General features: G+C 66.2%; 19 protein-coding genes. 11 read left to right on the forward strand and 8 right to left on the reverse strand.

What is annotated here, in order from left to right:
- Positions 1-110 precede the first annotated feature (110 nt).
- Complete coding sequence (locus tag I603_RS04805) at positions 111-1523, reverse strand: protein adenylyltransferase SelO (RefSeq protein ID WP_068862718.1); 1413 nt, start codon at positions 1521-1523, stop codon at positions 111-113.
- A 90-nt stretch (positions 1524-1613) separates the two neighbouring features.
- Between I603_RS04805 and I603_RS04810 the strand changes: the two genes are divergently transcribed.
- The 5 genes from I603_RS04810 (at position 1614) to I603_RS04830 (ending at position 7434) form a co-directional block, all read left to right on the forward strand.
- Complete coding sequence (locus tag I603_RS04810) at positions 1614-2480, forward strand: alpha/beta fold hydrolase (protein ID WP_068862720.1); 867 nt, start codon at positions 1614-1616, stop codon at positions 2478-2480.
- Positions 2477-3619 (forward strand): glycosyltransferase family 4 protein, encoded by a 1143-nt coding sequence (locus I603_RS04815; protein ID WP_068862721.1) that lies wholly within the window; start codon positions 2477-2479, stop codon positions 3617-3619. The genes I603_RS04810 and I603_RS04815 overlap by 4 nt, the downstream gene beginning before the upstream one ends.
- A 169-nt stretch (positions 3620-3788) precedes the next feature.
- A complete protein-coding gene (locus tag I603_RS04820) occupies positions 3789-4568 on the forward strand; it encodes a tetratricopeptide repeat protein (protein ID WP_068862722.1) in 780 nt (259 codons plus the stop codon).
- A 25-nt stretch (positions 4569-4593) separates the two neighbouring features.
- Complete coding sequence (locus I603_RS04825; protein ID WP_068863286.1) at positions 4594-5940, forward strand: PQQ-binding-like beta-propeller repeat protein; 1347 nt, start codon at positions 4594-4596, stop codon at positions 5938-5940.
- Positions 5941-6021: 81 nt separating this feature from the next.
- Entirely contained in the window at positions 6022-7434 is a 1413-nt protein-coding gene (locus I603_RS04830) for a methyltransferase family protein (protein ID WP_068862724.1), read from the forward strand.
- Positions 7435-7443: 9 nt separating this feature from the next.
- On the opposite strand, the gene I603_RS04835 is transcribed toward I603_RS04830, so the two are convergent.
- Together I603_RS04835 and I603_RS04840 are read right to left on the reverse strand one after the other, a co-directional pair.
- The gene (locus tag I603_RS04835; protein ID WP_068862725.1) at positions 7444-8814 is read right to left on the reverse strand and encodes a glutamate--cysteine ligase; all 1371 of its coding nucleotides are present in this window, start codon (positions 8812-8814) and stop codon (positions 7444-7446) included.
- 69 nt (positions 8815-8883) lie between these two features.
- Positions 8884-9630, reverse strand: coding sequence for a 16S rRNA (uracil(1498)-N(3))-methyltransferase (locus tag I603_RS04840; RefSeq protein WP_068862726.1), 747 nt, complete (start codon positions 9628-9630; stop codon positions 8884-8886).
- 39 nt (positions 9631-9669) lie between these two features.
- Here I603_RS04840 and ubiA point away from each other — a divergent pair, with 39 nt between their 5' ends.
- From ubiA to I603_RS04855, 3 genes are all read left to right on the forward strand, one after another.
- Positions 9670-10578 (forward strand): 4-hydroxybenzoate octaprenyltransferase, encoded by a 909-nt coding sequence (gene ubiA, locus I603_RS04845; RefSeq protein ID WP_068862727.1) that lies wholly within the window; start codon positions 9670-9672, stop codon positions 10576-10578.
- A 6-nt stretch (positions 10579-10584) separates the two neighbouring features.
- Positions 10585-11202, forward strand: a complete 618-nt coding sequence (locus I603_RS04850; protein WP_068862728.1) for an SOS response-associated peptidase — start codon at positions 10585-10587, stop codon at positions 11200-11202.
- A gap of 115 nt (positions 11203-11317) precedes the next feature.
- Positions 11318-13534 carry a M3 family metallopeptidase gene (locus tag I603_RS04855; protein ID WP_084439853.1) on the forward strand — a complete coding sequence of 739 codons (2217 nt, stop codon included), beginning with the start codon at positions 11318-11320 and terminating at the stop codon, positions 13532-13534.
- Positions 13535-13559: 25 nt separating this feature from the next.
- On the opposite strand, the gene I603_RS04860 is transcribed toward I603_RS04855, so the two are convergent.
- A complete protein-coding gene (locus I603_RS04860; RefSeq protein WP_068862729.1) occupies positions 13560-14099 on the reverse strand; it encodes a SixA phosphatase family protein in 540 nt (179 codons plus the stop codon).
- A 10-nt stretch (positions 14100-14109) separates the two neighbouring features.
- Positions 14110-16848: an ATP-dependent DNA helicase gene (locus tag I603_RS04865; protein WP_068862730.1), complete on the reverse strand. Its 2739-nt coding sequence runs from the start codon at positions 16846-16848 to the stop codon at positions 14110-14112.
- A gap of 265 nt (positions 16849-17113) precedes the next feature.
- Between I603_RS04865 and I603_RS04870 the strand changes: the two genes are divergently transcribed.
- On the forward strand, positions 17114-18730 hold the full coding sequence (locus I603_RS04870) for a lysine--tRNA ligase (protein WP_198157220.1): 1617 nt from the start codon (positions 17114-17116) through the stop codon (positions 18728-18730).
- A gap of 10 nt (positions 18731-18740) precedes the next feature.
- Positions 18741-19277, forward strand: coding sequence for a DUF1003 domain-containing protein (locus I603_RS04875; RefSeq protein ID WP_068862731.1), 537 nt, complete (start codon positions 18741-18743; stop codon positions 19275-19277).
- Between the two features lie 27 nt (positions 19278-19304).
- On the opposite strand, the gene I603_RS04880 is transcribed toward I603_RS04875, so the two are convergent.
- On the reverse strand, positions 19305-19973 hold the full coding sequence (locus I603_RS04880) for a prolyl hydroxylase family protein (RefSeq protein WP_068862733.1): 669 nt from the start codon (positions 19971-19973) through the stop codon (positions 19305-19307).
- A 60-nt stretch (positions 19974-20033) separates the two neighbouring features.
- The gene (locus tag I603_RS14235; protein ID WP_232305251.1) at positions 20034-21095 is read right to left on the reverse strand and encodes an RcnB family protein; all 1062 of its coding nucleotides are present in this window, start codon (positions 21093-21095) and stop codon (positions 20034-20036) included.
- A 185-nt stretch (positions 21096-21280) separates the two neighbouring features.
- Here I603_RS14235 and I603_RS04890 point away from each other — a divergent pair, with 185 nt between their 5' ends.
- Complete coding sequence (locus I603_RS04890; protein WP_068862735.1) at positions 21281-21862, forward strand: pyridoxamine 5'-phosphate oxidase family protein; 582 nt, start codon at positions 21281-21283, stop codon at positions 21860-21862.
- A 19-nt stretch (positions 21863-21881) separates the two neighbouring features.
- Here the strand turns inward: I603_RS04890 and I603_RS04895 are convergent, their stop codons facing one another.
- Entirely contained in the window at positions 21882-22532 is a 651-nt protein-coding gene (locus I603_RS04895; RefSeq protein ID WP_084439855.1) for a GGDEF domain-containing protein, read from the reverse strand.
- Between the last annotated feature and the right edge of the window lie 63 nt (positions 22533-22595).

Consider the following 22595-nt stretch of genomic DNA (forward strand, 5'->3'; position numbering starts at 1 on the left):
TCTCTTGCCCCCCTGCAAAGCATGTTCCGGTTCAATGAGCGGGCGTTAATGCGCCTGAAGGTGAAAAGATAGGGTGAACGCCGTCCCGGGTAATTGCTAGGCAACAACCCCTAGGCATGACCGGCAGGGACAGGCGCCGGCCCGTGAGCCTCTCCCATGCGCCGGAGCGCGGTGACCTTGGCATGGAGCGGTGCCCAGTCATCGCGCTCGTCGATCGCGGCCCAGATTGCCTCGACCTCCTCGATCAGCATCGACTGGGGCGCCGCGTCCGACCAGTATGCGTGGGCGACGGGCAGGGCGGTATAGTCCGCCAGTGCCTCACCCAGCGCGCCGTCAGCCTGTCCGCGCCCGCCGCGGTTGGCGAAGAAGAAGGCATCCGGCCCTGCGCCGCTTTCGCGCATGGCGTTCTCGCACAGGCTGACGAGCCGCGTGTCCTCCTCGGTCCCTCGCGTCTCAACACCAAGCCGCCAGCACCATCGCCGCGCAACGGCCTCCATGTAAAGCGGTCCGAAGCGTTCGAGCGCTGCGATCAAGGGCGGGCTGTCGGCAAGCAGCCGCAGTGCAACGGCGAACTGGCCGCAGTTCCAGTGCAGCGCCTCGGGCTGGCGACCGAAGGCGTAAAGCCCTGCGTGGTCGAAATAGGCGGCGGTAAAGCCGGGATCCCATTGCGGCAGCCAGCGCCATGGCCCGTAATCGAAACTCTCGCCGGTGATGTTCATGTTGTCGGTATTGAGCACCCCATGGACGAAGCCGGCGACCATGTAGCTGGCGGCAAGATCGGCCATCCGTTCGACCACCTGATGCATCAGGCGGATGGCCGGTTCCTCCCGCGCTGGCGCATCATCGGGCGGGGGCGGGCCGGGAAATTGCGTCAGGCAATAATCGACGAGGTCCGCCATCTCGTCTGCCTGCTCCAGCGCCAGCAGCCGCTGGAAGGTGCCGATGCGGATGTGCGAATGCGAGAGGCGCACCAGCACCGCCGAGCGGGTCGGCGAAGGCTCGTCATTGCGCCACAACCGCTCGCCCGTCTCGACCACGCTGAAGGTCTTCGAGGTGTTGACCCCCAATGCCTCCAGCATTTCGGTGGCGAGGATTTCGCGCACTGCGCCTTTCAGCGTCAGCCGCCCGTCGCCCGCGCGGCTGTAGGGGGTTTGGCCCGATCCCTTGGTCCCGAGGTCCATGAGCCGGCCGCGATCATCGCGCATCTGCGCGAACAGGAACCCGCGTCCGTCGCCGATTTCCGGATTGTACACGCGGAACTGGTGACCATGATACTTGAGCGCCAGCGGTTCGGGCAGATTGTCCGGCAGCGGTGCGAATCGCCCGAAATGTGCTGCCCATGCCGCATCGTCGAGACTTGCCAGCCCGACGCTTGCCGCAGCGCGATCATTGCGGAACCTTATCCGTGTCTCGGGAAAGGGCGCAGGTGCCACGCCATGTCCCAGCCACGGGGCCAGTGCGAGGATGGCAGGATCGCCGCGATAGCTTTGGGAAGATGTCGGGTGTTGCACAGCATCGCTCATGCCGCGATAGTGGGGACAAGCGCGCCGCCGCGCAAGCCGCTGTCGCGGCCGTGTGCCGTGCCGCACCGGATTGAGGGAATATCGCCGTTCATGGCCGCACATTACGAAGATCGCTCCTGGACCAGCAGCGACGGATTGAATCTGCACTATCGCAACTATCCCGGCCCGGAGGGCGGCACCGCGCTGCCGGTGCTGTGCCTGCACGGCCTCACCCGCAACGCCCGCGACTTTGCCGGGCTGGCCGAGGAACTGAGCCAGGGGCGGCGGGTGATCGTGCCCGAGATGCGCGGTAGGGGCCTGTCCGACTATGCGCCGGTCTCCGATACCTATTCGCCTGCGACCTATGTCGAGGATGTCGAAAAGCTGCTGGCTGAACAGGGCATCACCCGCTTCATTGCGATCGGCACCTCGATGGGCGGGCTGATGACCATGCTGCTCGCGCAAGCCCGGCCGGGGCGGATCGCGGCGGTCGTGATGAACGACATCGGCCCCGTGATCGATGCCGAGGGACTATCGCGTATCTCCGGCTATGTCGGGCAGGGACGCAGTTATCCGACGTGGGTCCATGCCGCGCGCGGGCTGGAGGCCGTGCATGCGCCCGCCTTTCCCGATTACGATCTCGACCAGTGGCTCGAGATGGCCAAGCGCACCATGGTGGTAAGCCAGAACGGGCGGATCACGTTCGATTACGACATGGCAATTGCAGAGCCCTTCGCAAAGCCCGGCAATGCCGCGCCGCCCAACCTGTGGCTCGCCTTCGAGGCGCTGGCGGGCGTGCCGATGCTGCTGGTGCGCGGAGAGCTGTCCGACCTGCTCAGCCCCGAGACGGTCAAGCAGATGGGGGTGCGCAATCCGGCGATGCGGTCGATCACCGTGCCGCGCGTGGGCCATGCGCCGACCCTCGACGAGCCCGAGGTGCGCGCTGCCATCAGCGCGCTGCTGGACGGGATCGAATGAGCCAGCCCGCCCGCGCGCCGTTGCGGGTGCTGCATTGCCACTCCACCTTCTCCGCCGGCGGCAAGGAAGTGCGCAGCGTCGGGCTGATGAATGCATTCGGAGCGGCACTGGAACATAGCATCGTATCGGCCGAGCCCGAGGCGATGGGCGCCCGCGCGCTGATCGATCGCGGGGTGAAAGTGCGATTTCCCGAGAATTTCCCCTCGCTCAAGGGGTTGCCTACTCCGGGCCGGCTGGTGAAGCTGGCCGGGGCGCTCAAGGGTTATGACCTGATCTGCACCTACAACTGGGGCGCGATCGACGTGGCGATGGCACACACGGTTTTTGGTCGCAGCTTCGGCCTGCCGCCACTGGTACACCACGAAGACGGCTTTAACGAGGACGAGGCCGCCGGCCTGTTGACCCGCCGCAACCTCTACCGGCAGGCGGCGCTGAGGGGTGCGGCGCGGGTCATCGTGCCTTCGGCAGGGCTGGAGAACATCGCGCGCGGCGCCTGGGCGCAGCCGGCCGACAAGGTTCTGCGCATCGCCAACGGGATCGATACCGCCGCCTTCGCCGCGCCGCCCGATCCGGGCGCGCTGCGGCTGATCAAGCGCGAGGGCGAGCGCTGGATCGGCACGCTCGCAGGGCTGCGGCCGGTCAAGCAGCTGCCGATGCTGGTCGAGGCCATGGCCGGCCTGCCGGAGGAATGGCATCTTGTCATTTGCGGGGACGGTCCCGAGCGCGAGGCGATAGCCGCTGCCGCCGAGGCGCTGGATGTGAGCCACCGCGTGCATCTGCCCGGCGCGATCAGCAACCCGGCGCAGGTGACGGGCCTGTTCGATATCTTCGCGCTGTCCTCGGCCTCCGAGCAGTTTCCGCTCTCGGTGGTCGAGGCGATGGCGGCCGGCCTGCCGGTTGCCGCGCCCGATGTGGGCGATGTGCGGGAAATGGTCGCCGAACCCAACCGGGCCTATATCGCGGTGCCGGGGGATCCGCAGGCGCTCGGCGTGATGCTGGCCGATCTTGCCGGTGATGCGGCCCTGCGCCAACGGCTGGGAGAGGCCAATCGCGCGCGTGCGCGGGCGCTTTACGATGCAGCCGACATGATCGCGCGTTACCGTGCTGCTTATGGGCAGGCCATGGGATGCGACTTCTGAGCGCGGCTGCTTCATCAGGGGTTCAAACGCGCTGGCGCACAAGTCTTCGCAGATCGGAAGGCTCGGACCTGCCCGGCATTGCGGAAGCGGGCACACCCGCCTAAAGAGCGCGGCGCGCATGCTTGCCGCTGCGCAATGCAGAATCTGGTTACAAGGATAACAGGGCCGAATGGCGCGCACTCCTACCCCTTCTTCCACGACCCCGGCGGTGCCTGCCGAGGACGATATCCTGATCCGCGAGATCGACGAGGCGGTGCGTCAGGACGATGCGCTCGAATTCCTGCGCAATCACGGGGTCAAGCTGCTGTCGGCGATCCTCGTGCTGATTGCGGGGCTGGGCGGCTATCTGCTGTGGGACAATTTCCGCGAACAGCAGCTGGAGGAACAGTCGGAAACGCTGATTGCCGCGCTTGATTACACCGATCAGAACGATTTCAAGACCGCGGCCGAAAAGGTCGCGCCGCTGCTGGACGAGGCTTCGCCCGGCGCGCGGACCGCTGCGCGGCTGTTGCAGGCCGGAGCAGCGATCGAAGCAGGCGACACCGACAAGGCGGCGGGGCTCTACCAGCAGGTTGCCGACGATCCGGAGGCTCCCCCGGCGATGCGCGACCTTGCCCGCATCCGCGACGTGGCGGTGCGCTTCGACAACATGAAGCCGGCCGATGTCATCGCCCGCCTGGGCAGTCTCGCCAAGCCCGGCACGCCCTATTTCGGCAGCGCCGGCGAACTGGTGGCGATGGCCCATCTTGAGGCAGGCAACAAGGCCGAGGCCGGACGCCTGTTCGGAGAGATTGCCAAGGACGAGGATCAGCCCGAAACCCTGCGCTCGCGCGCGCGTCAGATGGCGGGGCTGCTGGGCGTCGATGCGATTGTCGATGTTGACAAGCTGCTGGAAGCCCAGGGGGTGGGCACGTCCGGCAACAATGGCGATGCTGCCGTCGCTGATTGAGGAAGCTGGTTTGAAACGGACGGGTATGACGAATTTCGGAAAGACACGCGCGGCCTTGCTGGCCGGCATGATGGCAATGGCCCTGACCGGCTGCAAGGGCGGCCTGTTCGGCGGCGGCGACGACAAGACGACGCCGACGGTCGGCAACCGCACGCCGATCCTCTCGCGCATCGAAAGCGGGGCGGAAGTCGATCCCGCGCTTGCCGCCATCACCGTTGTGCTCCCGCCCCAGCGCAATAATACCGAGTGGTCGCAGGTCGGCGGCTCGGCCAGCAAGTCCTACGGCCATCTCGCATTGGCCGAGAATCCGGCCAAGGTCTGGACCGCGAGGATCGCCGGATCGACCAACCGCGTGCGGCTGGCGGCAGCGCCCGTCATCGGCGACAACAAGCTGTTCGCCGAAGGCACGGACGGCACAATCCACGCCTTCGACAAGAAGACCGGGGCCGAGCTGTGGCGCCGCGCCGAAAGCGAGATGGACAAGGACATGCGCGCTTCGGCCTTCGGCGGCGGGGTGAGCTATGACAACGGCATCATCTACGCCACGAACGGAGCCGGCTATGTGAAGGCCAAGCGTGCCGACACCGGCGAATTGCTCTGGCGCGTCAAGCCGGCTGGCCCGCTGCGCGGCTCGCCGACCATCGCTTTCGGCGAATTGTTCGTGATGACCCAGGACAACCAGATCATCGCGCTCAAGACCGAAGACGGGTCGCTGATGTGGGACGAATCGGGTTCCACCACACAGTCCGGCGTGTTCGGGGTTGCGGCTCCGGCTGCAGGACAGGGGACGATCGTCGCCGGATATTCGAGCGGCGAGCTGTCCGCCTATCGTTACGAGAACGGCCGCGTGCTGTGGTCGGACGCGCTCGCGCGCACCAATATCTCGACCACAGTCGGCACGATTACCGATATCGACGCCGATCCGATCATCGATTCCGGCCGCGTCTATGCGCTCGGGCAGGGTGGCCGCATGGCCGCTTATGAACTGGTGACCGGGCAGCGCATCTGGGAACTCAACCTTGCGGGTATCTCTACCCCGGCGATTGCGGGCGAGTGGATTTTCACGCTCACCGATGACGCGCGGCTGCTGGCAATCGCCCGGTCGAGCGGCCGGGTGCGCTGGATTTCCCAGCTTCAGCGCTACCGTGACGAGAAGGACAGGGAAGGTCCGATCTTCTGGACCGGTCCGGTGCTGGCGGGCGGAAATCTGTGGGTGGCAAGTTCGCGCGGGGAAGTGTGGAAGGTGAGCGCGGGCGAAGGCTCCGCGCAGCTCTTTGCCGAGCTGGACCAACCGGTGAGCCTGCCGCCCGTGGTTGCGGATGGTTACCTCTACATTCTCGATGACGGCGGCACGGTTCACGCCTGGCGGTAAAGCGCCGGGGCCGCGCCTCGCGCTGAGGGCGGCGGCGGTTCGCAAGGGCTGTTAACCCTTTTGCGCTATCACGGGCGCGTGATGAGCGCGCCACCTTCATCAAGGGCCACCACCCGGTCCGCCCCGCCCCCCAGCGACGTGTCGGCGGGCGTCGGTCTGGCCGGTCTGGCCGGATTGCTCGGCTGGATCGCCTTCTGCCGCGCCTTTCCCGATATTGCCGATGCTTTGGGCTTCCGGGGCTCCTTGGCAGCGGCACGCGGTGTCCTGTCCGGCCCTTATGCCGCGCTTGCCGCAATGGTTTTCACCGCCCTGCCGATGGCGCTGTGGTCGGTGCTGGTCGACAAGGTTCACCTGCGCCCTTCAACCGGGATCGACTGGAGCCGCAAACGCCCGCTGGCCGAAAGCCTGCCGGTCTCGGTGGTCAAGCTGTCGGGCCTGTGGGCGACCTGGGCTCTGCTCGCGGCTTTCTATGGGCTGGCGCGCTGGTACTGGGAGGGCTCCTATCTGTTCGCCATGGAGGTGCTCGCATTTGCGGCGGCTCCGCTGGTTGCTGCGTCGATCCCCTACGTCATCTGGCTCGACCGGCACATGGTGGAGCCGCGTGACGGGACATGGCATTTCGGTGCGTGCGTGCTTGGATTCGGGCTGGTCGGGCGCGAGACGTGGGACGGGTCGCAGATCGCCAAGCACTGGCGAGCCTGGGCGATCAAGGGCTTTTTCGGGGCTTTCATGATCTCGATCCTGCCACCCGGCTTTGCCCTGGTGGTGGAGGCTGATCCGGCCCGTTTGATCGAGAATCCTGTCAACCTGGCGATGAGCCTGGTGACCTTGATGTTCGTGATCGATGTGCAGATTGGCACCGTCGGCTATCTGCTCACCCTGCGACCGCTCGACGCGCATATCCGTTCGGGCAACCCCCTGCTTGCCGGGTGGCTGGCGGCATTGCTGTGCTATCCGCCCTTTGCCTGGGCCGTCCTGGGCGGCAATGGCCAGATCCTGAACTACGAGGTGGGCGGAGCAAAGTGGGACTACTGGCTTGCTGGCCATCAAGCCGCATTGTGGCTATGGGGCAGCTGGCTCGTCGTCCTGACGGCGCTCTATTGCTGGGCCACGGTGATTTTCGGCATCCGCTTTTCCAACCTTACCTATCGCGGGGTCATTACCAACGGTCCTTACCGCTTCACCCGCCACCCGGCCTATCTGTCAAAGAACCTCTACTGGTGGTTCCTGCACATCCCCTTCCTCGTCACCACGGGATCACCGCTGGAGGCGGTGCGCAACACGCTGTTCCTGCTGGCGGTCAATGCCATCTATTACTGGCGCGCGCGCACCGAAGAGGCGCATCTGCTGGCCGAGGATCCGAAGTATCGCGAATATCACGCATGGATGGAGAGCCACGGCCTTGTCACCGCTCCGCTGGCGCGGCTGAAGCGCGTGGTGACGGGGCGCGCGGCAGGCGCCGTGCCGGAGGCTCAGACCTTTCCGGCCGAATAGCGCGGCGGCTCAGAACGACTGTTCGTAGACCCGGCTGATGTCGCCGTTCCACTCGCCATGATAGGCATCCAGCAGCCGCTGGGCCGGAACCTTCCCGCTCGCCACGATCTCGTCGAGCGTATCGAGGAAGCCGGTTTCATTGTCCCCCGACGAATTCAGCCGCGCCCGCGCCGCCAGCCCCTTGTGCGCAATCGCCAGCGCCTCGCGGGCGATGTCGCGCAGATTGTGGCCGCCCGGGACGGGCGCATCAAGTGCCAGCCGGGGCGCGGCCGAGCGCAGGGCCTCGCGTTCCTCCATCGTCCAGCCCTTGACCAGATCCCATGCGGCATCGAGCGCCGACTGGTCATACAGCAGCCCGACCCAGAAGGCGGGCAGGGCGCAGATGCGGCTCCACGGGCCGCCGTCCGCACCGCGCATTTCGAGGAAGCTCTTGAGGCGCACTTCGGGAAAGGCGGTGGAAAGGTGATCCCACCAGTCGCTGGCGCGCGGACGCTCGCCTGGAAGGACTGACAGCTTGCCATCGAGGAAATCGCGGAAACTGAGGCCTGCCGCGTCGATATACTTCCCGTCGCGGAAGACGAAATACATCGGCACGTCGAGCATGTATTCGGCCCAGCGCCCGTAGCCGAAGCCGTCCTCGAACACGAAGGGCAGCATGCCCGTGCGCGCGGGATCGGTGTCCGACCAGATGTGCGAGCGATAGGAGAGGTAGCCGTTGGGCTTGCCTTCGGTGAAGGGCGAATTGGCGAACAGCGCGGTCGCCAGCGGTTGCAGCGCGAGGCTGGTGCGGAACTTCTGCACCATGTCCGCTTCCGACGAATAGTCGAGATTGACCTGGATTGTGCAGGTGCGCAGCATCATGTCGAGGCCGAGATTACCGACGCGCGGCATGTGCCGCAGCATGATGTCGTAGCGGCCCTTGGGCATGACCGGCAGCTCTTCGCGGGTCTTGTCGGGCCACATGCCGAGGCCGAGATAGCCCACGCCGCATTTCTCGCCGACCGCCTTCACCTGTTCCAGATGCCGCCCGGTTTCGGCGCAGGTCTGGTGCAGGTTTTCCAGCGGCGCGCCCGACAGTTCGAGCTGGCCGGCCGGTTCGAGGCTGATCGCTCCGTCCGCGCCCTTCAGCGCGATGACGTTCCCGCCTTCCTCGACCGGGCTCCAGCCGAATTGTTCAAGACCTTTCAGAAGGTCGCGGATGCCGCAGGGCTCGTCATAGGACGGCGCGCGGTGATCATCGCGCTTGTAGACCAGCTTTTCGTGCTCGGTGCCGATGCGCCAGTCGGCGGCGGGCTTTTCGCCCCTGATCATCGGCGCGACCAGCTGATCGAAACTTTCGATGATCGGATCGTCGGCAGTGGAAGCTTCGCGTGTGCTCATCGCAAGGGGGCCCTTCTCTGGCCGGTTGCCTTAGAAAACCCACTTGCCGGTGGGAAGCGGGAAAACGCGCTACCAGTCGCCCGCGCCTGCCATCCACACCGCGAGCGCGGCGATGGCGGCGGTTTCTCCCCGCAGGATGCGCGGGCCGAGGCTGACCGGGCGCGCCAGCGGGTGGGCGCGAATGGCCGCGCGCTCGGCATCGTCGAAGCCGCCTTCGGGGCCGGTGAGGATCGCGGCGGGTGAGCCCATGCCGGCTGTGAAGGCGGCTGCGGCAGGTTCGCCGCCGTTTTCATCGGCAAAGAACAGGATGCGGTCTTCGGGCCAGCCGGCGAGCAGCGCGTCGAGCTTCACCGGCTCGGCCAGCGCTGGCAGGGCGGTGCGCGCGCATTGCTCGGCGGCCTCGATCGTGATCGCGCGGGCGCGCTCGGCGTTGAGCTTGTCCGCAACACAGCGGCGGGTGAGCATCGGCTGGATGCGCGCAGCGCCCAGCTCGGTCGCCTTTTCGAGCACGAGGTCGAACCGGTCTTTCTTGAGCAGCGCAGGGCAGAGCCACAGATCGGGCACCGCCTCGCGGGGGCGGAGCCGTTCCGCAACCTCCAGCACCACATCGCGCTTGCCCGCCTGTGTGACCCGCGCGGCCCATTCTCCGGTCACGTCATCGCACAGGATCACGACATCGCCCTCGCGCACCCGCATGACCTTGCCGAGGTAATGCGCCTGCGGGCCGTCGAGCGCGACCGAGCGCCCTTCGCCGAGCGCTTCGGCGACGAACAGGCGCGGCGCGCTCTTCGGAGGCCAGGCAGGGGTAGCGGGCATGGCTTTGCACTAGGCGCGCGGGACGCTAGAGCGCAAGCGATGAACGATCAGGTCGTCCCCGACAGCGAACACCGTGGTCTGGTGGCCCGTCTGCCGCAGCTTCCGCGCGATCTGGCGCTGCTCGCCCGCTTTGACCGGCCGATCGGCTGGTGGCTGCTGTTCTGGCCCTGTGTCTTTGGCGTCTGGCTGGCCGGGGCGGGGCCGCAATTCGCGCTGCTCGGCTGGCTGCTGATCGGGAGCATCGCGATGCGCGGGGCGGGCTGCGTCTATAACGACATTGTCGATGCCGATCTCGACGCCAACGTAGCGCGCACGGCCCTGCGTCCGGTGGCGAGCGGACGGGTGTCGAAAAAGCTCGCCTGGGGCTGGCTTGTCGCGTTGTGTCTCGTGGGGCTGGTGGTGCTGCTGCAACTCAGGCTTGAGGCCCAGCTGGTCGCGCTTGCCAGCCTCGCGCTGGTTGCCGCCTATCCCTTCATGAAGCGCATCACCTGGTGGCCGCAGGCATGGCTCGGCATGGTGTTCAACTGGGGGTTGCTGGTCGGCTGGAGTGAAATCCGGCTCGACAACTGGGATGGGCTGGCGGCGGTCTATGCGGGGTGCATCTGCTGGGTCATCGGCTACGACACGATCTATGCCCTGCAGGACCGCGAGGATGATGCAATGGTCGGCATCCGGAGCTCGGCGCTGGCGATGGGCGCACGGGTCAGGGCGGGAATCGCGGGCTTCTATGCGGGTGCCGTCGGCCTGTGGGCGCTGGGCTTCTGGCTCTATCGTCCCGATCCGCTCGCGCTTCTCGCGCTCCTGCCGGTGGGGGGGCATCTGGTCTGGCAGGTGGCGACGCTTGCTGCAGATGATCCCGCAAACCCGCTCGAACGCTTCCGTTCGAACCGCTGGGCCGGGGCGCTGATGGCGGCGGCGTGCTTCGTCGTGGGCAATGCAGGAGCGTAAGGGACGATGTGCAACCTCTATCGCATGACGAAAAATGCGAGCGAGGTCGCCGATTGGTTCGAGGCGCTGGACGCGGCGGGCGGGGCCAATTTCGGGCAAGAGGTCTATCCCGGCTATCCCGGCCTCGTGGTTGCCGCTGGCGAAGTGCGGACGATGGTCTGGGGCTTTCCGCTGGTGCTGAAAGGCAAGCAGGGCCAGAAACTGAAGCCCAAGCCGGTGAATAATGCCCGCACCGACAAGCTGGGCACCTTCTTCTGGCGTCATGCCTTCGAAGAGCGCCGCTGCCTGATCCCGCTGACCGGATGGGCCGAGGCCGAGGGGCCGAAGGGACGGATGACCCGCACGTGGTTGTCCTTAGCGGGGCTGAGCCTGCCCGATAGCCCGCTGTTCGCGGCAGCGGGCGTGTGGCGGCACAGCGAGGAATGGGGTGCGTGCTATTCCATGGTGATGACCGACAGCGCCGGATCGCAGGCCGCGAGCGTGCATGGCCGGATGCCGGTGCTGCTCGCGCCGCAGGATTACCGGCGCTGGACGGGCGGCACCCCCGACGAGGCGCTGGCGCTGTGCCGTCCATGGCAGGGCGGGATTGCGATTGACCGCACCGCCGAAAGCTGGCGGCGCTGAGCAAGCGGTCTTGCAATCCCCGCTCATTGCCTGTTCAAGAACGCCCATCCATGAGACCGGCGAAACGTTGCAGCTATGCAGCGATGCGCAAATGACCCGAGAGAGACCTTTCCTTATGACCACCCGCAATTTCGTTACTGCCCTGTCGACCGTTTCGGCCGCCGCGCTGGTGATCGGCCTTGGCGCTGTGTCGCAGGCGGCGCTGGCCCAGACCGCGCCCGCCGCGACCCCGGCAATCCCCGAAGGCACGGGCTATTTCGCTTCCGACAGCACGCTGCCTTTCCTCGCGCCGGATTTCACCAGGATCACCGAGGATGATTACATCCCCGCCTTCGAGCAGGGCATGGCAATCCAGAAGGCCGAAGTCGCCGCGATTATCGCCAATCCGCAAGCGCCGACCTTCGAGAACACCATCGTCGCGCTGGAAAAGTCGGGCCGGATGCTGGGCCGCGTTTCGCGGGTCTTCTTCGCGCTGACCGGTGCCAACACCACTGACCAGCTTGATGCGATCGACACCGAAATCAGCCCCCGGCTTTCGGCCCATTCGGATTCGATCACGCTCAACCCCGAACTCTTTGCCCGGGTGAAGGCAGTCTATGACGCGCGCGAGGGGCTTGGCCTTTCGCTGGAGGAAGGACGCTTGCTGGAGGAGACCTACAAGAACATGGTCCACGCCGGCGCGCTCCTGACCGAGACCGAGCGCGAGGAGGTCAAGGCGATCAATGGCGAGCTCTCCACGCTCACGACCGAATTCAGCCAGAAGGTGCGCGCCGCAACCAACGGCCAGCCGCTGATTGTCGACACCGCCGAGCAGCTGGCGGGTCTTTCGGAGGCCGATATCAAGGCGGCTGCCGATCTTGCGACCGAAAAGGGCTTCCCCGGCAAATATGCCATCGCGCTGCAGAACACGACCCAGCAGCCGCTGCTGCCTGCCCTTGAAAACCGTGCGACCCGCGAGGCGTTGTTCCGTCTGAGCTACAACCGTGCCGACGGGGCCGAAGAAGAGCATGATACCCGCGTGCTGCTGGCGAAGATCGCGACCTTGCGCGCGCGCAAGGCTGCCCTGTTCGGCGAGGCCGACTGGGCGAGCTACACCATGTATGACCGCATGGCGAAGAAGCCTGCCACCGCGCTCGGCTTCATGGAGCAGATGGTGCCCGCGCTCGCCGCGACCCAGCGCCGCGAGGCCGCGCTGCTGACGCAGGCGATTGCCGCGGACGGCGGGGATTACACGGTCAAGCCGTGGGACTGGTACCGCTATGCGGGCCGCATCAAGGCCGAACGCTACGACCTCGATGAAGACGCGGTGATGCAGTATTTCCAGCTCGACAAGGTGCTGGAAGACGGCGTGTTCTATGCCGCGAACAAGCTCTATGGCCTCACCTTCGAGCGCCGCACCGATATTCCCGTCTATCACCCCGATGTCTGGGTCTACACCGTGTTCGATGCCGACGGGTCGGAGCTGGGCCTGTTCTACTTCGATCCCTTCCAGCGCCCCTCGAAGCGCGGCGGTGCGTGGATGAGCAACTTCGTCGAACAGAGCTATCTGTGGGGCACCAAGCCGGTGATCTACAACGTGCTCAACATCCCCAAGGCTGCACCGGGCGAAGTGCAGCTCGTCAGCTTCGACGATGTCAGCACCACCTTCCACGAATTCGGCCATGCGCTGCACGGGTTGTTCGCCGACCAGAAGTTCGAAAGCCTGTCGGGCACGGCAACGGCGCGCGACTTCGTCGAATATCCCAGCCAGGTCAACGAGATGTGGGCGACCTGGCCGGAAGTGCTGCAAAACTATGCCAAGCACTACAAGACCGGCGAGACGATCCCGATGGAAATGGTCGAGAAGATCGAGGCCGCCTCCAAGTTCAACCAGGGCTATGATTTCGGCGAGGTGGTGGCCGCGGCCCTGCTCGACATGAAGTGGGCCGCGCTCACCCCCGAGCAGGCTGCCGCGATCGACACGCCGCAAGAAGTCGACGCCTTCGAAAGGAAGGCGCTCGAGGAACTCGGGCTGGAGATCGACCTTGTGCCGCCGCGCTACCGTTCGACCTATTTCAACCACATCTTCAGCGATCCGGCGGGCTATTCGGCAGGCTATTACAGCTACCTGTGGACCGAAATGCTCGACCGCGACAGCCGCAAGTGGTTCCGCGAGAACGGCGGGCTGACCCGGGCCAATGGCGATCACTACCGCCAGACGGTGCTGAGCCGCGGCGGGACGATGGACTATTTCGACATGTTCGAAAAATTCGCCGGTCGCCAGCCCGATGTGCAGCCGATGCTGGAAGCGCGCGGTCTGGCCGGAGGCGAAGGCGAGAACGGGGGCGAGTAAGGCCCGCAAGCGCGGGGCCGGGGGACTAGTTCTCCGGCCCCAGCGCCGGGTCCAGATCGCGCGGCCGCGCGAAATGCACCAGCCCTGCGCAGTAACGCTTCAATTGCGACCAGTGCTCGATATCGCATTCGAGCACGGCATAGGCTGCGGTCGGAAACTTCACCACCGCCTCGCGGAACAGGTCGTTCTCCCTGCCCGGTGCGACCAGTTCCAGCAGCACGTCCTGCAATCCCGGATTGTGGCCTGAAATCAGGATCATATCGGCTTCTTCATCGCCGGTTCCGGCGTGGGCCTCGATCGTCTCCATGATGGTGTCGGCGCTGGCGAGATAGAGCTTGTCGTCATATTCGGGGACCATTTCGGGCAGTGCGCCTTCCAGCGTCATCTTTACCCGCACCGCAGGGCTCGCGATCAGCTTGTCCCACTTGATGCCATGGTCACGGATATGCTGGCCGATCAACTCGGCACCCTTGCGTCCGCGCGCGTTCAATCCGCGGTCGAAATCGCGCTGGCTCATGTCGTCCCAGTCGGACTTGGCATGGCGCAGGAGACCGAGGATCTTCATGCCAGAATCGTCATGGCTGCAGGGCTCCTTGCGCCGGATGGGACCGGGTGCCTCCAACACCAGCCGCGATGCGTTGTAAAGCCTCATCGAGCGTCACCCGCGCAACCGGCGTTCCGTCGGGGAAGGCGGACAGCAGACGGCTGGGGAAGGCAGGCGATAGGACGACGAAATGGCCTGCATCCTGCTTGCTGCGGATCAGCCGCCCGAAAGCCTGCGCCAGCCGCGCGCGGATGATGCGGTCATCATAGGCGCTGCCTCCGCCTGCGGCGCGGCGGGCCTTGTGCAGGATGTCGGGCCGCGGCCAGGGCACCTGTTCCATCACCACGCAGCGCAGGGAGTGGCCGGGAACGTCCACCCCGTCCCGCAGCGCATCGGTCCCGATCAGGCTTGCGCGCGGATCGTCGCGGAAGATGTCGACCAGCGTGCCGGTGTCGATCGGATCGACGTGCTGAGCATAGACCGGCAGGCCCGCCCGCGCGAGCCGGTCGGCAATCCGGCCATAGACCGCGCGCAAGCGCCGGATCGCGGTGAACAGGCCAAGCACGCCGCCGCCGCTTGCCTCGATAATCCGGGCATAGGCACCGGCGAGCGCCGGCAGATCGCCTTTCGCGATATCGGTGACGATCAGCACTTCGGCCCGTGATGCGTAATCGAAGGGACTCTCCGCCGCCGAAAGCAGCGGCGCGCTTTCGACATGGGCGGCGCCGGAACGGGCGATGGCGGAGGCCCACCTGTCATCATCCTGAACTCGGTCGGTGAGAGTCGCGCTTGTCAGCAGCACGCCGTGGGCAGGTTCCAGCACCACGCGGGCAAAGGGCTTCATCGGATCGAGCCAGCGGCGGTGGATCGCAACATCGAACTCGCGTGCCTCGGAACGGTCGACCGCCAGCCAGTCGACGAATTCGGGATCGGCCGGGCCGCCCAGCCGGTCGAGCAGAGCCTCCCATGCCGCAATCAGGTCGATTCTCCATGCCAGGGCGAAGCGCGCGCCTTCGATCCGCGCGCGGCCTTGGGCGTCGAGCCAGTCGGGCGGTTCGGCCAGAATCGCCTCCAGCCGCCCGCCCAGCCGGATCAGCGGCACGCGGATTTGCCCAAGCGCCTCGGCAGCATTGCTGGCGGCCTCGATCACTTCGCCTGGCAAGCCTGCGGCCTCGGTCTCGATACCATAGCCCGCATCCACCCCGCCGCTCTCGTCGCGGGCATAGGTCGCGGTGCGCACGGCGGCGAGCAGGGCTTCGAGAGGGCCGAACGGGCTGTTTTCCGCGAGGCGTTGCAGCCAGCCGTCCGAGGGGAGCAATTGCCCTGCCTTGCAGGCATCGGCGATAGCTTCGGCACCGGCTTCATCGTAACTGGCCACGTCCGCCAGCCGTGCGGCAAGGCCGCGACGGCGACCGCGCGCCTCGCGCTCGGGGCCGATGATCCAGCGCCTGAGTTCGATGGTCTCCTGTCCGCTCAGCGTTGCGGCAAAGGTGGAGTCGGCGGCGTCAAAGACGTGGTGGCCTTCGTCGAAGATCAACCGGGTCGGGCGCTGGTTTGGATCGCGGGCGCGCGCGGCGTTGACCATCACCAGCGCGTGGTTGGCGATCACCAGATCGGCCTGCGCGCTGTCCCGCGCGGCACGCTCGATGAAGCATTTGCGGTAATGCGGGCACCCGGCATAGATGCACTCGCCGCGCTGGTCGGTCAGCGCCGCGATCCCGCGCTTTCTGAACAGCGTGCCGAGCCAGCCCGGCAGATCGCCGCCGATCATGTCGCCGTCGCGGGTATAGGCTCCCCAGCGCGCCACCAGTTGTGCCAGCACTGCCGGACGGCCCGCGAATCCGCCTTGTAGCGCGTCTTCGAGATTGAGCAGGCACAGGTAATTCTCGCGACCCTTGCGCACCACCACCGGCGGGGTGCCATCGGCGCGCCTTACCGGCCAGGCGCGTCGGCTTTCGGCGCGCAACTGGCGTTGCAGGTTCTTGGTGAAAGTGGACACCCACACCGTGCCGCCGGCCTGCTCCGCCCAGAGCGAGGCGGGGGCGAGATAGCCCAGCGTCTTGCCGATCCCGGTTCCTGCCTGCGCCAGCGCCAGATGCGGGCGGCCGGGTGCGGAACGCGGGGCGAAGATGCGCGCGACATCGGCAGCATAGGCACGCTGGCCCTCGCGGCTTTCGGCGCCTTCCCCGGTGAGGCGCGCAAGCTGGGCCTGCACGGCCTCGGGCGTGAGTTCGATCTGGCGCGGGGCAGGGCGCTCGCCCGCTTCTTCCCATTCGGGCAGGCGCGCGAACAGCCAGCGTTCGGCGCGTTCCGGCTTGGCGATGTGCGGCTTGAGCACTTGGGCCCAGGGCCAGCGCAGACGCTCGAGCGATTGCAAGCTGGCCCACGCGCCCTCGCGCTCGGGCCAGTCGGGGCTCTGCACCGCCGCGATCAGCGCACCTGCCGCCAGCTGGAGCAGTTCCGGCACCGCCTCGTCGCCCTGCGGCAGCGGCAGGTCCAGCGCCTCGGCCAGCCCGCGGGGGGTCGGCACGCAGAAGCGCGCGGGGTGGACGAAGGCGAAGGCTTCCAGAATATCGAGCCCCGAAAGGTCGGGATAGCCCAGCCGGCTTGCCACCAGCGGAGCGTTGATCAGCAGCACCGGCGTATCGGCTGCGGCCATGATCGCATCGCCCTTGGACACGGCCTGCGTCGCGCCCGAAGCGGCGCGCAACCAATGCCCGCCATGGCTGGCATGAAGTGCGGGGAGCGGAAGAGGGGCAGGGGGAGTCACGGGCCGCAGGATGCTGCGTGGCCTGCGCAATGTAAACGGCAGGCGGCAATCGGGCGGGGAATAGCCTGCCGCGCCATGATCGCCGCCAGCCCGGTCTTGCCCACCCTTCGCGCGCTTCCAGACCCACCTTTGCCCTGTCTTGACCCCTGTCAGACTGCCCCTTGCAGCGCGGTTTCACGTGAAACAGTCGGGCATGAGCGGCGATGCGCGCGCCGGCGCCATTGTGCTTGCAAGCCTGCTGCGCATGCCTAAAAGCCGCCTCGCCATGACCATCAGCCAAGACGCCCTCATCGCCGCCGCACAATCCTCAAAGGCCTGGCCGTTCCAGGAGGCGCAGCGCCTCGCCAAGCGGCTGCCGCAAGGAAAGCCGGGCGGGGTGCTGTTCGAGACCGGCTATGGCCCCTCGGGCTTGCCGCATATCGGGACTTTTCAAGAGGTTTTGCGAACCTCGCTGGTGCGCCGCGCCTACGAGACGCTGACCGGCGGTGCGCCGACGCGGCTGGTGGCCTTCTCGGACGATCTCGACGGCCTGCGCAAGGTGCCGGACAATGTTCCCAACCAGGCGATGCTGGCCGGGCACCTTGGCAAGCCGCTCTCGCGCATCCCTGATCCGTTTGAAAAGTTTGAAAGTTTCGCCGCGCACAACAATGCGATGCTGCGTGACTTTCTCGACCGCTTTGGCTTCGAGTATGAATTCGTCAGCTCATCCGATTGCTACAATTCGGGCCGCTTCGACGAAGCGCTGAAGGGTGTTCTGGCGAACTTTGGTGCGATCATGGACATCATGCTCCCGACGCTCGGAGAGGAACGGCGCAAGACCTATTCCCCGGTCATGCCGATCAGCCCCACCACTGGTGCGGTGTTGCAGGTGCCGGTCGAGGTGGTGGATGCTGCTCGGGGAATCATCCGCTTCACCGACGAGGACGGCTCGGTGGTCGAACAATCGGCATTGGGCGGCATGGCCAAGTGCCAGTGGAAGGTCGACTGGGCGATGCGCTGGGTGGCGTTGGGGGTCGATTACGAGATGTACGGCAAGGATCTGACCGACAGCGGCATCCAGTCGGGCAAGATCGCCCGCGTGCTCGGCGGTCACAAGCCGGAAGGCCTGATCTACGAGCTGTTCCTTGATGCGCGAGGTGAGAAGATCTCAAAGTCCAAGGGCAACGGCCTGTCGATCGAGCAATGGCTCGAATATGGCAGCGAGGAGAGCCTGGGCTATTACATCTTCGCCAATCCCAAGAGCGCCAAGCAGCTTCACGTCGGCGTGATCCCCAAGGCGATTGACGATTACTGGCAGTTCCGCGCCGCCTTGCCGGGTCAGGATATCGACAAGCAGCTGGGCAACCCGGTGTGGCACCTGCTGCGCGCCAATCAGCACCATGAAGGCGCCGAGGCTCCGGGGGCGGGCGATACGCTGCCGGTGCCGTTCAGCCTGCTGCTCAATCTGGTCGGCGTGCTGGGCGCAGGCGCGACCCATGAAGCGGTGTGGTCATACCTTGGCAATTATGTCGCCGATGCCGATCCGGCGGCGCACCCGGCACTTGATGTGCTGGTGATGAAGGCGCTCGCCTATAACCGGCACTTCGTCGCCCCCACGCTCGCCAAGCGCGCACCGGTGGATGGCGAAGTAGCGGCGCTGTGGGCGCTGGATGCGGCGCTCGCCGGGGTGCCAGCGGATATGAGCGCGGAGGACTTGCAGACTATCGTCTATGAAATCGGCAAGCAGGCAGAGTTCGGCTTCGAGAATCTGCGCGACTGGTTCAAAGCGCTCTACGAGACGCTGCTCGGCTCCGAGCAAGGCCCGCGCATGGGCAGCTTCATCGCGCTCTATGGCATAGCCCCCACCCGCCAGCTGATTGCCGAGGCGCTGGCCAAGGCGTAAAACAGAAGGGATGACCCGGCAGACCGATCCTCACAAGCTGGCGCGCGACCTGCTCGGTCGCGACTTCGATGATCTTGAGGCTGACGAACAGCGCGTGCTGAGACGGGTTGCAGCGGGCACCTTCACCGGACGCGATGCCGAGGAACTGGCGCAGTCGCATGAAACGCCCGGCGATCGTCTGGCTGACAAGGTCGCGGCGGTGGGCGGGAGCTGGGGGTTCATCCTTGCCTTTGGCGTGGTCCTGGTGGTGTGGGTGGCGCTGAATACCGGAGCACTGGACCTGTTGGGGCTGGGCCCGTTCGATGCCTATCCCTTTGTTTTTCTCAATCTGATGCTCTCGATGCTTGCCGCGGTCCAGGCACCGGTGATCCTGATGAGCCAGAACCGTCAGGCAATGAAGGACCGCATCACCGCCCGGCATGATTACGAGGTTAATCTGCGCACCCAGCTGGAGATTCTGAGGCTGGCACACCGGATTGACCGGCTGTCGAAGGATGTGCGGGCTCTGACGACAGACGAAGATCCGCCGGGCGCGTCCGAGAAGTGACGGCGCCGCGAGCCCTGCGGCGCTTTCCTAACGCCACTGGCGGGTGCGATACCACTTGGTGATGACGTATTTCGCGCCCTTCAACACCGGCATACCGGCGTGCATGGTGCCTTCATTGGGGCGGCCATCGGGCAGGGCGTTGTTCCAGATCAGCAGCACGCCGGGCTTGGGCTCGATCTCGATCCCGATCCTGGTGAAGTGCGTACCGCCGCCGGCTTCGACCTCGTTGAGGTAGGCCATGGCGGTCCAGCTGCGCTGCCCGCCGCGTGCTTTTTCAAGCTGCCAGTATTTCTCGGAGGTGTAGAACCAGTCATTATGCGGCTGGAATTGTTGGCCAGGGAGGTAACGCTGTCCCTGCACCGCCTCTCCGATGGCGGAATCGAGCCCGAGCAGATCGTCGATCCGTCGCGAAATGCCTTTCACGAAGCTCTCGTGCGGATCAAGGTCGCCCGAATAGGACGTACGAAAGCCGCTGGCGTAATCGAGTTCGTGCAGCGAGGAGGGGCGGGCCACCTCATCGATCATGGCACACAATTTCGTGCACTCGACAGGGCTCAGAAAGTTGCCGATCGCGAAGAGCTCGCAGTGGCTGTTCTCGATCGGATAAACTCCGGGATCAGCCGCCAGCCGCTTGCGCACCTTCTCACCGATAAGCGCAAGGGCCTGCTGGTCGGGGACAGTCTCGGCGGCGGTCATGACCCGCTGTTAGCAATCCCGGCGCGCGGCGCAATCCCGCTCCGCGCGCCGGACGCCGGCTCACCAGAAGAAATCGTGGATCACGTCCACCACCTCGCCGGTGTAGATATCGACCAGCAACACATCGTCGTAATAGCGGACCCACTGGTACGGACCGTAGACCGGCGGCAGGTGATAGGCCCAGGGATCGTTGATGAAGAAGCGCGGCTGGAAGAACAGGCTGTCGAGAAAGAAGCCTGTCTGCAAGCGGCTGTAGCGGTGCGAACGGAAGGGCGCGAAATAGGGGCCGGGGCGGAACAGGAACTGGTTGCCGCGGCGGAAATCGAACCAGTTATAGGTCCGGTTGCCGCGCCACCCGCGGTCCCACCGCCGGAAGTCGCGCCGGTCCCAGCCGGGGCGGCCGTTCCAGCCCCAGCGCCAGTCGTCTCGCCGCCAGTTCCGCCGGTCGCGACGGAAGTCGCGGCGATCGTCGCGCCAGTTGCCGCGCCGACCATCGCGCCAGTCCGACCGACGCGCGTCGCGTGCGATGTCATTGACCTGGCCGGCAAAGCCGTCTCGACGGCCATCGCGCCAGTTGTCGATCCGACCGGCGCGGCGGTCGCCTCGCTGTTCGACACGGATTGCCCGGCGCTCGCCGCGGTTCTCGATGGCGCCGGCACGTCTCTCGCTCCGCTGGTCTACCCTTCGGGCCGCACGGTCGCGACCCTGCCATCCGAGACGCTCGGCACGCCGATCACCGCGTGCTTCGACTGCTCCGGCCCTGCGTTCGCCGCGGCGATCGATTCGCTCGGCGCGGCGTTCCGGCCGATCCTGGCGGACCGTTGCGGCTCTCCGTGCATCGGGTGTTCCCGCGCGCTCGGCGCGGCGCCTGACCTCAGCTCCGAAGCCTCGACGATCGGGACTGCTCTGAGCGCGCTCGCGGCGGGACTCACGGCGCTCGCTGCGGCGTTCCACGCGCTGCATCCGCTGCGGTCCGCCGCGGTTCTCGGCGCGCAATTGCGGGCGCTCGGCGAGGGTCTCGGTGCGGCTCTGGGCCTGGACCGGCGCGACAGGAGCGCAGAGGGCAATAACGAGGGCGAGAGCCGAAAGCGCACCGCCCCTGGCAATCAGGGTCTTGGTCATGGATGCCTCCAGTGTCGCCCGCCCACCACAAGCGGCTAGTTGATGAACCACCTCTAGACCCGTCAGACTGTCGCGGGGATGAACCGCTCCGTTGATGTTCAGAAAAATATCTTCCTTGATGAACGAAGCGAGTCTGGCCCGGCTGCGGCTTGACGCGCCAGTGATTGCCCCGGAAAGGCGTAGGCATGTTCGAACAGCTTGATGAAATCCGCCAGGATTGCGCCAATCGCCTGATCCGCGCCGCACGCGACCGCAAGTCGCCGATGCACACTCCTGTCATTGTCACCGCCGATGTCGATGCACGGGTCATGGTGCTGCGCGCTTTCGACATGGCCCTGTGGCGGCTGCGGCTTCACACCGATACCCGCGCGCCCAAGGCCCGGGCGATTGCTGCCGACCCGCGGGTTGCGGCGGTGTTCTACGACAAAGGGGCCAAGATCCAGCTCCGCGTGCGCGGAACGGCCCGGATCGAATCTGAGGGAGTGGAAGCGGATGCGGCCTGGGCGGCGAGCACCAATTTCGCGCGCCGCTGCTATCTCGGCGATGGTCCGGGGGCGCTATCGCAGAAGGCAACCTCTGGCTTGCCGCCCGAATTCGAGGGTGTGGAGCCGGATGATGCGCAACTGCTGCCCGCGCGCGAGAACTTTGCCGTTCTGCTTATCGACATCGTCGAGCTGGACTGGCTCTATCTTGCCCATACCGGCCACCTGCGGGCGCAGTTTTCGCGCGCGGGCGAGGATTGGGAGGGACGCTGGGTCGCTCCTTGAGGCGCCGCTCAGACCCCGGTCAAGCAGCGTCTGCGGGGCGCTCCGGCGCCGGCAGGAACACCACGTCCTCGATCTCGGTGGCGCTGACCACATGATTGCTGCCAGCCCGCTGCGCCGCATCCAGTGCCGCCCGCGCGCGGGCTACGAGATTGTCGCGGCTGTCATCGATCCGCCCGGAAGCGACCCCGAAGCTGGCGGTGAACGGATTGTCCAAGCCGAATTGCGGCAGGCGCACCTGAGCCAGCGCACGGCGCAAGCGTTCGGCAACACCCAGCGCCGCGCGTTCATCCGCGCCGGGCATGATGATGGTGAATCCGTCGCCCTTGATCCGCGCGAAGCTGTCATCGCGGCGGATGCCTGCCTTCATCACTCCGGCGATCTGGCCAAGCACCTGCTCGCGGGTCTCGGTGTCCCAGCTGGTGCGCAGCATCGCGGTTTGGTCGATGCGCCCGCGCAGGACGGCCTGAGCCGCGATCTCGCCGCGTAACCGCTGGTTCGCCTGGTCCACGGCGGGCCGGAGAGTTGCGGGAGAAAACAGGCCGGAGAGCGGATCGGCCACCGGCGCTCGCTTGCGCCGCGCCCATGCCTGTCCGGCCAGAAAGCCCAGCGACAGCGCAGCCAGCCAAGCCGCCACCGCCGCCGCCAGCGGCACTGAGTTTCCGGTGATCACGCCCCTCTAGCCCCTTTGCGACCCTTGTTATCGCCAGGGAGAGTGACGTAGCTCTGGTTAAGA

The organism is Erythrobacter dokdonensis DSW-74, from assembly GCF_001677335.1.
Classification (GTDB): domain Bacteria; phylum Pseudomonadota; class Alphaproteobacteria; order Sphingomonadales; family Sphingomonadaceae; genus Erythrobacter; species Erythrobacter dokdonensis.